The sequence below is a fragment of the Vibrio sp. NFR genome (assembly GCF_027587095.1).
Classification (GTDB): Bacteria; Pseudomonadota; Gammaproteobacteria; order Enterobacterales; family Vibrionaceae; genus Vibrio; species Vibrio harveyi.
Genome location: NZ_JAPPTN010000002.1, coordinates 526489 through 540350, shown reverse-complemented (window position 1 = coordinate 540350; position 13862 = coordinate 526489). Strand labels below are relative to the sequence as shown.

Here is a 13862-nt window from a genome sequence, read left to right as displayed (position 1 = left end):
TATGAATGAAGCTCAGCGTCATAGAAGGCTTTTGGAGTATCTAGAAAATCACACGTATATCAGCACGAGCGACTACGTTGAGATGCTTGATATTTCTCTATCAACAGCCCGACGCGACATAACAAAACTCGCAGAAGACGGGAAACTCACTAAGATCCGCAATGGTGCGGAAGTGATTAAATCAGAACAAGTAGCCACACAATCTCATGTTGCTTCTCATTTCATTCCTTCAGAAAAAGACATTGAGAATTTTGCAGCTAAATCTCGGATTGCCCAAGCCGCCGCTGAAATGTGTGATGAAGGTGATAGTGTGGTGGTAAGTGGCAGTAACACAACGTTATTGTTGGGTGACTATTTAGCTGGCAGCAACATTCAAGTGGTGACCAACTTTATGCCACTTGCTTACCAACTCATTCAGAAGAAACATTCTAGTTTGATCATTCTAGGTGGGCAGTATCTACCAGAGCGTCATATTACCATCTCACCAGATGCTGAAAATACTGACGACTATTCAAGTCGTTACGTTTTCTTCACAGGTACCGGTGTTTCGAAAGCTGGCGTGTACACTTCTGATCTCTTGGTTTACATGGCTGAGAAGAAACTATTGGAATACGGTGATCGTCTAGTAGCATTAGTCGATAGTAGCAAGATAGGCAAACACGGCGGAAAGCTTCTGGCTTCTGCCTCTCAACTTGATACCCTAATTACGGATCAAGGTGCCGATGAAACAACACTTAAAGCACTAGAAGAAGCTGGCGTTCAAGTAATTACGGTATAGCAACGTATTACCATAGACATAACAGCCGGAAGCAACAGTCATGTTCTTCCGGCTTTTTCAATTAATATTTGATTCCCTTCTCGTTTATTTTCAAGCTTCATTATTAATTTCAAAATAAATGGAATATAAGTCACAATACTAATTCCCTTCTAGCTCATTGATATTAATGACTTCTATCACACTTAGCTCTCAGTGATACAAAAATATAGTTATTGGATTTTTTTTACTATTTCAGAAAACCGTAACATTAATTAAATTTGCCTCATTACTTCAGTACCAATGAGTCAAAAAATGATTACAGAACTAACAAACGTCAATTTAATTAAAGGCAACCTTCAAGCAAATAATAAAAAAGAAGTCTTTGAAGAGCTAGCGCAAATGCTATTCGAAAATAATCGAATCAGCAGTAAAGAGGCTTTTTTAACCGACATCGAAGCACGTGAAGCATTGAGCGTAACTTCAATGGACGGCATCGCTTACCCACACGCAAAAAGCAAAGCGGTTACAGAACCTGCAATAGCTGTTGGCGTAAAGCGCGAAGGCATCGAGTATGGCGACGAAGAGGGAGTCAAACCGACCGTATTCTTCATGATTGCTTCACCAGATAACGGTGCCGACCACCATATTTATGTTCTTCAAGAATTATTCGGTAAATTTAGCGAAGAGTTTATTGAAGATATTCATAACGCAAAAGACGAAAACCAAATACTAAATATTTTAATTAATTCATAAGGCGTGAAATTATGAGTACAATCACAGCTCAAGCTAGTAATAATAGCGATTTCAAAAAAATCCTAAGTACCATGAAAGGTCACCTTTTATTCGGTACTTCTCACATGCTTCCATTTATCGTTGCGGGTGGTGTACTACTGGCGCTAGCGGTAATGGCATCAGGTAAAGGTGCGGTTCCTGCGGACGGTTTATTAGCTGATATTTCTAATATCGGTATTAAAGGTCTGGTGCTGTTCCCAATTATTCTTGGTGGCTTCATCGGTTACTCAATTGCAGACAAACCAGCACTAGCGCCAGCGATGATCTCTTCTGGCATCATGGCTGACATGGGCGGCGGCTTCCTTGGTTGTATCGTAGCGGGCTTCATCGCAGGTGGTGTGGTATTCCAACTTAAGAAGATCCCTCTTTCTGCTAACATGACTGCGTTGGGCGCTTACTTCATCTACCCTCTACTAGGTACGCTTATCTCTGCAGGTATCGTTCTATGGGGTATCGGTGAGCCAATCAAGATCTTCATGGCTTCTATGAACGAATTCCTAGCTTCTATGGCTGGCGCTTCTAAAGTGGTTCTAGGTACGATTCTTGGTGGTATGACTGCATTCGATATGGGCGGTCCAATCAACAAAGTAGCAACGCTATTCGCTCAAACTCAAGTTGATACTCAACCATGGCTAATGGGTGGTGTTGGTATCGCAATCTGTACGCCTCCTCTAGGTATGGCACTAGCAACATTCCTATTCAAGAAGAAGTTCACTAAGCAAGAACAAGAAGCAGGTAAAGCAGCAGCAATCATGGGTTCTATCGGTATCTCTGAAGGTGCTATCCCATTCGCAGCAAACGACCCAGTACGCGTTCTTCCTTCAATCGTTGCTGGTGGTATCGTTGGCTGTGTGTTCGGCTTCCTAACAGATGTACTGCTACACGCACCATGGGGCGGTCTAATCACAGCTCCTGTATCAAGCAACATCCCAATGTACGTTGTGGGTATCGCATTAGGCTCACTAACAACAGCAGTTATCGTTGGCTTCTGGAAACCAGTTGCTGAAGAAGAAGCAGAAGACGAAATCGTTGAAGCAGCACCTGCACAAGCTCAAGCGGCTCCAGCAGCAGGCGAAGGCGAGTACGACATCGTAGCAGTAACATGTTGCCCATCTGGCGTAGCACACACATTCATGGCAGCGAAAGCACTAGAGAAAGCAGGTGCAGCAGCGGGTCTGAAAATCAAAGTAGAAACTCAAGGTCAAAACGGTATCCAGAACCGCATCACTGACCTAGATGTAGCAAACGCGAAGCTGGTTATTCTAGCTCACGATATCCAAGTAAAAGACGCTCACCGCTTTGCAAAAGCAAACGTTGTTGAGTGTTCAACGAAAGAAGCGATGCGTAACGCAGCGACTCTTGTGAAAGCTTAAACCTTAAGCTCCTCCCCCTAAGAGCCCTTTCCCCCAAAGGGCTCTATTTCAAGTTTTTAAGTTTTAGTAATACCCCTGATTTTTTTAATTATATAACCCTACAATTTACAAGGCTTTAAAAATGAAATTCAAACCTTCCCTACTCGCTTGCGCAGTTTTAAGTGGTCTAGTCGGTCTGACTGGCTGTAACGACGACACAACCAACATTTATGAAGGCGGTGACACCAACCCTGCACTGCCGGATATTCCTGACGGCGGCAAGCCAGTATGTCCTCCAGTTGGCGATGGCGACTGTGATGACAAGCCAAACCCAGAAACACCTGAAATCGACATGGGCGTTCACATTCCGGTAGATTTCGCCGATATGGACGTAACACGCTACGTCAACCCATTCATCGGCACAGGTAACCTAGGCAACACCTACCCTGGTGCAACCACACCACACGGCATGGTGCAGCTTTCTCCAAACAACGGTTCTAACGGCTGGGAATACATTTCAGGCTACTACTACCACGACGCACGTACTTCCGGTTTCTCTCATACCCACCTTTCCGGAGCAGGTGCTGGCGACTTGAACGACATTCTCGTCATGCCAATCAACTCGCGTTCGGATTACATGATTGATGAAGGTTCGGCAACGCTAAACCTAGAAGCGTCTCGCTTCCAACATCGTGACGAGCAAGCGACGGCAGGCTACTACAAAGTCGATCTATTGGATTACGACATCAAAGCAGAATTGACGGCGTCTGATCGCGTTGGTGTCCATCGTTACACCTTCCCTCGTGATGAGAAGTCAGAAATCATCGTGAACACTGGCTTCAAAATTAACTGGGACTACACCTCAGATTCTTACTTGAAATGGGACAAAGACAATAACCGTCTTGAAGGTCACCGTTTCTCAGATGGTTGGGCACCAAGCCAAAAAGAATTCTTCGTGATGGAATTCGACCAACCAATCAAAAACGTTCGCTTTGCTTACTACGATAAAGAGCAGGGTCGTTACATGGACGTGCCAGAAGGCATTACAGAAATCGGTAACGAAACACGCGGCAAGTACCAATACGCGCGCGCTTACGTTGAGTTCGACACATCCAAAGACGGCTTAACGGTTGAAGCGAAACTGGCGCTATCAAACGTTGAGATTGGCGAGAATGGCAAGTCTGGTGCTTCTCTTAACATGACTGAAGTTGCGGGCATGAACTTCGACCAAGTACGTGAAGCGGCAACGAAGAAATGGGAAGACGAACTCGGCAAGATCCAAGTCTCTGGCGATGAAGATTACAAACAGACGTTCTACACCGCGATGTACCACTCGTACCTAGGTCAAACCATTCACTCTGACTTAGATGGTCGCTACCGCCAAGTTCACCAAGGTCGTAACGCATACCCTGATGGCAACACACCTTGGGGCGATAAGATCGATACGCTGAAAGAGTCGATCCGCACTGCCGATGCCAACAAAGATGGCAAAGCAGACTTCACGCGTTACGACACTTTCTCTTTGTGGGATACCTACCGCGCAGTTCAACCGCTGTCTTCGATTCTTGAACCTGACCGCTTAGCAGACGTGGTGCTGTCTATGCTGTCTTACGCTGAAGAAGAATGGGTGGATGACAAAGGCAACGTGCGCAAAGGTCGTCTGCCTGAGTGGACATTCAAAGGCAACGAAACAGGCATGATGATGGGCATGCACTCAACGCCTGTGATTCATGATGTGTTGTCGAAAGGCTCACTAGAAAAACGCATGATCGATCTTGGCTTCACAGAAGCTGAGCGCAAAGACGTTAAAGAACGTTTAGTTGAAGCGATGATCACTGACGCGCGCGCCGCAACGAGCCAAGGCGTAGCATGGATCAAAGAGTACGAAGAACAAGGTTACGTGCCAGCGCAATTGCACGACACTCCACCAGATTCTTACGGCGGTCACTCACCATTTAAAGACTCTTGGACAGCATCTTACTCGCTTGAATACTCAATGAACGACTGGGCAATCGCACAATCGATCAAAGAAGTGTTCGGTGAAGAAGATCCACGCTACACCGAGTTCGCTAACCGTTCTAAAAACTGGCAAGCGCAATTCGACTTCGGTGGTAAGCAATACCAAGGTTGGTTCAAAGCCCGTGACTACGATGGCGAGTTTATCGATGCAGGTTGGGTAGACCCAATCACCGGTCGTGCGGTAGGTAAAGACTGGCGTCCAGACATGTTTAACTGGGCATTCTCTGAATCGAATGGCTGGCAATACTCGTTCAGTGTTCAGCACGACATTCATGGCTTGATTGACCTGATGACACGCTTCGACAAGACACAAAACCCTGAAGCAGAACGCGGAGACTTGTTTGCAGCACGCTTGGATGAGTACTGGTCAACCTACCCAGATCGCAACGCAGGCGACAACCAATTCCCAGTGTTCAACACAGGTAACGTTGGTCAGCACGTGCAAGGTAACGAACCAGATATCCATGTTCCTTACTTGTACAACTACGTCGGTCAACCTTGGAAAGGTCAGGCAGCCATCGCCGCAGCAACCAACATTTGCTACAAGAACACGGCTGACGGCATTTGTGGTAACGACGACTTCGGTACGCTCTCTGCGTGGTTCGTGTTCCGTGCACTTGGCTTCTACCCAGTGAATGCTTCTTCTGGCATCTACGAAATCGGTACTCCGCTGTTTGAAAGCGCGTCTATCGATGTCGGCAACAACCAGAAGTTCACGGTTACCGCGAAGAACGTTAGCCGCGAAAACATCTTCATTCAATCCGCTCGCTACAACGGCAAAGACTTCAACCGCACTTACCTGACTCATGACGAAATCATGTACGGCGGTGAGCTGGAGTTCGTGATGGGCGACAAACCAAATCAACGTTGGGGCTCTCTAGAGCAAGATCTTCCACCAGCACAAGGCATCGGTGAGTTCTTGCATGAAGACGAGATGCCAGCAGGTTCTCGTTAATCCCAATAGTGACAACTCAGCCGGGAGAGCGCATCTCCCGGCTATCCCTACAAGCAAATTTTATAAGCAGTCCTTTATAAACAGTCTCTTATAAACACTTTTATATACGAATAACGACAAAACGGTATGCACATGTTTAAACGTAATCTTATCTCTTTGGCTATCCTGGTTGGTCTGACGGGTGGCTTGGCTGGCTGTAACAGCGACAACGATTCTTCCTCTTCACTGCCGGGCGATCCAATTGTTGATCTTGCGGTATTGAAATACGTCAATCCAATGATCGGCACAGCAGCTTCTGGTCATACATTCCCGGGTGCGACGGTACCGGCAGGTATGGTTCAGCTGTCTCCAGATACTTTCATCGGTTCTAACACAGACCATGAATCAGGACTTAACCCTTGGCACTCAGCTTCTGGCTACTGGGATTCATCCAACTACGAAACTGGCGAAGTGGTTAACACTGACGTTCCGCTGTACGGCTTCTCCCATACTCACCTTTCAGGTACAGGCGCAACGGACTTAGGCGACATCTTGGTTCTGCCATACGCAGACATGGCGAACACACAGCTGAACTCTTTCGACAAAGCCAATGAAGAAGCAAGCGCAGGCTACTACAAAACCAAGCTAAACCAAGGTCAAATCGAAGTAGAACTGAGCGCAACCAAACGCGTTGGTTTGCACAAATACACTTTTGCTGAAGGCGCGGACCGTAACGTGAAGTTCGATTTAGGTCATACCCTAATGAACAACAACGGCAAGTCTTTGAAGAACAAAGTAGAAGTGGTGGACGAATACACCATTCGTGGTCGTAAAACTTCAACAGGCTGGTTCCAAGGGCAAGATCACCAAGGTCAGGACATCTTCTTCTACGCGAAATTCAACCAGCCAATCGCCAAAGCACTATTGGGTGAACAAGACAAAGAACCAACGCGCGAAATGCGCAATGGCGCGGTTTACTCAGGCGATGATCTGACCGCTTACCTAAACTTCGGCACAGGCGAAGAGCCAATTGAGATCCGCGTCGGTATCTCTCCAGTTAACTGGCAAGGTGCACAGAAAAACTTAGAAGCAGAAGCACCAAGTTTCGACCTAGCAAAAGTAAAAGAAGACGCAGAATACGCGTGGGCTGAGAAGCTAGCAAAAATCAAAGTCGAAGGCGGCACAGACGCAGAGAAAACCAACTTCTACACTGGCATGTACCACATGATGATCGCGCCAATCGAGTTCTACGATGTGGATGGTCAATACGTGGATATGCTTGGCACGGTGCGCACACTGAACGATGGCGACACACCAAACTACTCGATTTACTCAACGTGGGATACGTTCCGCGCGGTTCACCCAATGTGGACCATCATCGACCCAGACCAAGCAACGCTATACGTGAAAGACTTGATTCGTAAATCCAACGACGAGTTTGGTTTATTGCCGAAATGGGAAGGTCATGGCTCAGAGACTGGCACCATGATCGGCTACCCATCGGCAGCAATTCTAGGCGATGCGGTAACCAAAGGCTTGATTGATGCAGAGCAAGCTTACACCGCATCAGTGAAATCAGCTCGCTACACACCGCATGAGTACCCACAGATTCATGACGACATCCTAAGCTCACTCATGGCAGGTCAGTTGAACTACCACGAGAAAGAACAGTGTGTTCGTTACCCGAACTGGAACTCAGTGTCGTACTCGTTGGAATTCTCCTTCTACGATTGGACGATCGCAGAAATGGCAAAAGCTGCTGGCGATATGGACGCGTATGAAGAGTTCAAAGCCCGTTCTTACAACTCATTGAAACACTGGGATGCGAAAGCAGGTAACGCAGACGGCACGGGCTTCTTTGTACCGACAGAGCTGAAAGAAGGCGACCCATGTGCGCTGAAATACGCTTCAACTGACTTCGACCCTTACAAGTCTGACGCGTTCTACTACACAGAAGGCAACGCGTGGCAGTGGCAATGGGCGTTCATGCAAGACTTAGACAAGCTGACTGAAATCATGGGCGGCACGCAAGGTCTGAACGACAAGCTGAACAACCTATTTACTGCCGATCCAAATGGCGGCGAAGCGCACCAAGACATGACAGGCTACATCGGTCAGTACATTCACGGTAACGAGCCTTCGCACCACGTCATCTACTTGTACAACCGTACTGAAGAGTCTTACAAGGCGCAGGAATACCTAGACCAAGTTTACGACCAGTTCTACAAACCGACGCCAGACGGCATCATCGGTAACGAAGACGTAGGTCAAATGTCGGCGTGGTACTTGATGTCAGCACTGGGCTTCTACCAAATCTCGCCAACCGATCCAACCTACAGCATCGGTCGTCCAATCTTCGACAAAGCGACGGTAGACATTGGTTCTGGCACGTTCACGGTAACGGCTGAGAACAACGGTCCAGACAACATGTACATCAAAGAAGTAACCATCAACGGTAAGCCTCTGGATGTTTACAACACTTTCCAGCACAGCGAATTCAAAGCAGGCGGCGAACTGCACTTCGTGATGACGGCTGACAAGTCTGAAGCAATGCAAGCCAACCTAGGCGAATAATGATTTTGAGGGGACCTCGTGTCCCCTTTTCTCGTGGAATAAAAACAATGAAACTAAAAAGAACCCTACTCTCTACCGCAGTGTTAACCGCCATGCTTGGTCTTGCTGGTTGTGGCAGCGACGCAGATCCAGAAACTCCGGTTATCTCTACCCCTACTTTGGAATTCGTTGATACCTTGATCGGCACTAAAGGTCTTGGCAACGTCAATCCATCTCCAGTCATGCCAGAAGGTATGATTCAACCTTCACCAGATAACTTCGATCCAAACGGTTGGAATGGTAAAGGCTCGCCTGTTGAATACGATCCTGTGCACAGCCTGCTTTCTGGCTTCTCAATGACGCACATTTCTGGCGCAGGTAAAGGCGACCTAAACGACTTCGCTTTCTTGCCATACACAGGTTTCAATACTGATGCCGTGACCATGGATAAAAGCTCGGAAGTAGCGGAGGTTGGTTACTACTCGGTTGACCTTGTAGAAACTGGCGTAAAAGCAGAACTGTCCGCAACCGACCGCGTGGCGTTCCAACGTTACACTTTCAAACCAGGTGAAGACCGCAAAGTACGTATCGATCTTCAACACGAACTGTTGGAGCAATACGGCAACCACTCTCGCAGCATCTACTACAAGCGCGTTAATGACACTACCGTCGTAGGCGCGCGTACCTCAAACGAATGGGGTCAATGGCAAACCGTGTTCTTCGCGGCAGAATTCTCTGATCCAATCATTGAAGAAAACCTGTACACCAAGCTTGCTTCTGAAAGCAAACTGACTCCAACCGACGCTACCGAAGTCGGCTTGGAAGATTACCGCGGTTACGCAGAGCACAAACCAATGCCGGGCGAACCAGAACCTGACCCAGAACGTTTGGCAAAACGCGCAAACGATGTCCTGACGCATTTGAACTTTGGCAAGAGCGATGAGCCATTGGTGGTCAAAGTAGCGATTTCTGGCACTGGCGTTGACGGCGCACTGAAAAACCTAGAAGCAGACACTAACGGTTGGGACTTCGACAATGTCGTACAACAAAACCGCTTGGCTTGGGAAAACATCCTTGGCGAGTTTGAACTGGAAGGCGGCAACAAAGCCGACAAAACCATGTTCTACACCTCGCTCTACCGTACGTTTGTTGCTCCATTCCTATACCAAGATGTGGATGGCAAATACCGTGGCATGGATGGCAAAGTGCACCAAGCAGAAGATGGGTTAGTGAACTACTCAGTGTACTCAATGTGGGATACCTTCCGCGCCGCACACCCACTGAAAACCATCATCGATAAAGACCGCGCGATTGAACACGCACGCGATCTATTGAACAAATACCAAACGGGCGGCGTGCTGCCAAAATGGGAACTGCACTCAGATTACACTGGTGAAATGGTCGGTCATCCTGCGGTTTCGGTTATCGCCGATATCATGGTCAAACACCCAGAAGCCTTTACTGCCGCTGAGTTTGATTTGGCACTGAAAGCCGCTGACGAAACAGTCAACTTCAACCTTGATAAAACTGAAAGCTGGGTGCCTTACCAAGACGCTTGGAACGGTGACAAACGCTTCACAGTCATGACACGTCATAACGACTACCAAGAAGACGTCGGCTTTATTCCAGCCAACACCAAATGGGCGCCGGATTCTGGTGACAAACCGGGTTATGTGGAAGGCTTGAAAGTCGATAAATACGACGAGCTCGTGAACGAGTCGGTGTCTTACGGTCTTGAGAATGCTTACTACGACTGGTGTATCGCTCAGATCGCTAAACTTGCGGGCAACGACCAACAATACGACCGCTACATGGCGCGCTCTGAATCGTTCAAGAACTACTTCGATTACAACCCAGAGCAATACGGCAAGTTGCAAGACACCAAAGGCAACGCATTGGGTGCGACGGGCTTTATGCGTCCGGCTTACATGAACAGCGGCAGCAAGGTTTGGGCAAACAACCTGAAAGCCGAATGCTTGGACGAGAACATGGCGCTGTCTATCCCAGACGGTATGGACTACAACGCGTGTAAAGACCGCAAAGCACTCAACGAAAGTGACGTGTTCTGGCCTTACCGCGCCGAGCACCGTGGTGAAGACTTCACCGAAGGCAATACATGGCAATGGACATGGTTTGCACCGCACAACTTGAACGGTCTGGCTAACGTGATGGGTGGCGAGCACATCGACCGTACTGACTTCTCTCTTCCTGAAGACGTAACCGAACAAGGTAAAGCGGCATTCTTAGCCAACTTGAATGCGCTGTTTAATGCGGACTCCAACGCCGATACGAGCCAATCACACGACATGTCTGGCTACATCGGTCAGTTCGTGATGGGTAACGAGCCTGATCACCACGTTCCTTACCTATACAACTGGACGGCAGAACCTTGGAAGACACAAGAAATTGTCGACCAAGCGATGAACGAGTTCTACCACCCAACGCATGAAGGTCTGATTGGTAACGAAGACGTCGGTCAGATGTCGGCGTGGTATGTGATGTCTGCATTGGGCTTCTACCAAGTCACGCCGGGCGAAGCAAGTTACACCATCGGTCGTCCTCTGTTCGACAAAGCCGTGATTCCAGTCGCGGACGGTAAATTCACCATCACCTCAGAAAACAACAGCCAAGAGAGCATCTACGTGAAGTCGGTGACCATCAATGGCAAACAATTGAGTGACAACTTCAGCTTCGCGCACAGCGATTTGAAAGATGGTGGTGAGCTGCATTTCGTCATGACTTCAGACAAATCTGAAGCGATGAAAGCGCAGTAACCGATACCCATCTAAATAACATCCCCAAACTACTTGGCGTTGTAACTAGGCGACATCGTTGCAACGTCAAGTGAGGCGGGGATAAAGGGGTACACCCTCGCCCCTTATTTTCTGTAGAACCTTCACTTCTGTGGAACCATAAAAATGAAACTAAAAAGAACCCTTATCTCTACCGCTATTCTCGCTGCCATGTTTGGTCTTGCTGGTTGTAACAGTGATGACGACAACAGCAAGTCTGGTACTCCATCCCTCGACACCACACTAACTCAATACGTCAATCCATTGATTGGTACAGGCGCAGATGGTCACACCTTCCCTGGGGCGGTTGTGCCTTACGGTTTGGTGCAACTTTCTCCTGATACCGAAATGGAAGGCTGGGGCTCTGCTGCCGGTTACTTCGACCACGGCAAGCTGACTGAAATCCCAGTGTATGGTTTTTCCCACACTCACCTTTCTGGCACAGGCATTACCGACCTTGGTGACATCTTAGTTCTGCCTTTCACCAAGAAAGAAAACGCCGTTTTCAACACCTTCGATAAAGACAACGAAACCGCAGAAGCGGGCTACTACGCAGTTGAACTGAACAAAGGCGAAATCAAAGCTGAGCTAACTACCACGCAACGTGTTGGCTTCCACCGCTACACCTTCAAAGAAGGCACGACACCACACATCAAGTTCGATTTAGACCACACCCTCAACAAAGGTCACTTCAACAACCGCACCATGAAGGGTGATTTAGAGTTCATCGACGCTTACACCATTCGCGGTTTACGTAGCTCGAACGGTTGGGCGAACAACCAACACGTGTACTTCTACGCCACCTTCAACCAACCTATCGTCAAAGCCATTGCTTTAGTTGACGGCGCAGAAACGGAAATCGATGTAAACAACGACAACATCGACGCAGTGAAAACCATCGCTTACCTAGAATTCGCACCATCATCAACACCGTTAGAAATCCAAGTAGGTTTGTCACCAACAGGCACGGAAGGTGCAGAGAAGAACCTAGAAGCAGAAGCGAAAGACGTGTCATTTGATACTGCGCGCGCTCAAGCAAACGACGCATGGCACCAAGAGCTTAGCCGCATAATGGTATCTGGCGGCACGGAAGATCAGAAAGAGATCTTCTACACCGCGCTTTACCACGCTTCTATCGCGCCAATGATTTTCCAAGATGTCGACGGCCAATACCCTGCGATGCGTACTCGCATTCAAAAAGACGCGGGCGACACACCAAACTACTCCGTGTACTCCATGTGGGATACTTTCCGCGCTGCGCACCCACTGAAAACCATTATTGACCCAGAACGTGCCGAAGAGTTTGCTAACGACTTGATTCGTAAATACGAAGACGGTGGCATTCTGCCGAAATGGGAACTGCACAGCCATTATACGGGCACTATGATCGGCTTCCCTGCGGTTTCTATCATTGCTGACGCGATGGCAAAAGGCTTAGACATCGACCCACAACTTGCCAAAGAAGCGGCTGAATTTACGGTGCGTTACCACGAGGCGTCTGAATTCCCAGATTGGACGGAAGACAACAACATCGGCGCAGCAAACGTTGTGCAAGTGAAGGTGTACGAAGAAAACGGCTTTGTTCATCACGGCTACTGGAACAGTGCCTCTTACACGCTTGAGTTTGCTTATGGCGACTGGGCAATGGCAGAAATCGCGCGCATGGCTGGCGATGTAAAACTGCAAGAAGAGTTTATGACTCGTGCTGACAACTGGCTCAACCATTGGGATGCAGAGACGGGCTTCTTACGTCCGAAAAACCACCCGCTGAGTTCATCACCAAACAAACCGCCTTTGGAGTTCAACCAACCGATTGATGAAGATCGTTTGGATGAGTGTGAAATGGTTGAGTGGCCAGAAGGCTCAGGTGTGATGAAAGAGAAATGCCCGCTGCTACCATTCGACCCTTACTACGTGGACGAGTTTGCCTACACCGAAGGGAACGCGTGGCAATGGAAGTTCCAACCAATGCACGATTTCAACCGTCTGAAACAAGAAATCTACCAAGCAGACTTGGCGCAAGGCAAAGACACCACACCAGAGAAAGCCTTCCGTGAAGACTTGGACGAACTATTCAACGCGCGTTCTTCAAACACAGGTGAAGAGCTGCCCGACCTAACGGGTTATATCGGTCAGTACATGCACGGTAACGAGCCATCGCACCACATTCCTTACCTATATGCGCTAACGGATGAGCCATGGAAAGCGCAGGAGTACCTAGACCGCATCATGTCAGAGATGTACACCAGCGAGCCAACTGGTTTGATTGGTAACGAAGACGTAGGTCAGATGAGCTCTTGGTACTTGATGTCAGCAATGGGCTTCTACCAAGTGACGCCTGCGGATCCGGTCTACACCATCGGTCGTCCTATGTTTGATGAAATCACCATTCCAGTGGAAGGCGGCGAGTTCACAGTCATCGCAGACAACAACAGCCCACACAACAAGTACGTGAAGTCCGTAACCATCAACGGCAAGCCGCTGGATGCCAACTTCACCTTCAAGCACAGCGAAATCAAAGCGGGCGGCGAGCTTCACTTCGTCATGACGGGTGACAAGCAAGAAGCGCTTCAAGCTCAGTAACGTTTTATGTAATTCGTGTTTAAAGAATAAACAGATAGATTAACTCAGTGGCAGGAAGTGACTCGCTTCCTGCCTAAGGA

7 protein-coding genes are annotated in these 13862 nt (G+C 48.3%); all 7 read left to right on the top strand.

Features of this window, described 5'->3' with window-relative positions; translation table 11 throughout:
• Position 1 precedes the first annotated feature (1 nt).
• On the top strand, positions 2-778 hold the full coding sequence (gene ulaR, locus OH463_RS06025) for an HTH-type transcriptional regulator UlaR (protein ID WP_005453036.1): 777 nt from the start codon (positions 2-4) through the stop codon (positions 776-778).
• Between the two features lie 291 nt (positions 779-1069).
• On the top strand, positions 1070-1510 hold the full coding sequence (locus OH463_RS06020) for a PTS sugar transporter subunit IIA (protein ID WP_005436338.1): 441 nt from the start codon (positions 1070-1072) through the stop codon (positions 1508-1510).
• 11 nt (positions 1511-1521) lie between these two features.
• Complete coding sequence (locus OH463_RS06015) at positions 1522-2922, top strand: fructose-specific PTS transporter subunit EIIC (protein ID WP_005453038.1); 1401 nt, start codon at positions 1522-1524, stop codon at positions 2920-2922.
• 121 nt (positions 2923-3043) lie between these two features.
• Complete coding sequence (locus OH463_RS06010) at positions 3044-5875, top strand: GH92 family glycosyl hydrolase (RefSeq protein ID WP_005429443.1); 2832 nt, start codon at positions 3044-3046, stop codon at positions 5873-5875.
• A gap of 132 nt (positions 5876-6007) precedes the next feature.
• A complete protein-coding gene (locus tag OH463_RS06005) occupies positions 6008-8428 on the top strand; it encodes a GH92 family glycosyl hydrolase (RefSeq protein ID WP_199479086.1) in 2421 nt (806 codons plus the stop codon).
• A gap of 47 nt (positions 8429-8475) precedes the next feature.
• On the top strand, positions 8476-11181 hold the full coding sequence (locus tag OH463_RS06000; RefSeq protein ID WP_269990851.1) for a GH92 family glycosyl hydrolase: 2706 nt from the start codon (positions 8476-8478) through the stop codon (positions 11179-11181).
• Between the two features lie 144 nt (positions 11182-11325).
• The gene (locus OH463_RS05995; RefSeq protein ID WP_269990849.1) at positions 11326-13782 is read left to right on the top strand and encodes a GH92 family glycosyl hydrolase; all 2457 of its coding nucleotides are present in this window, start codon (positions 11326-11328) and stop codon (positions 13780-13782) included.
• Positions 13783-13862: the final 80 nt, after the last annotated feature.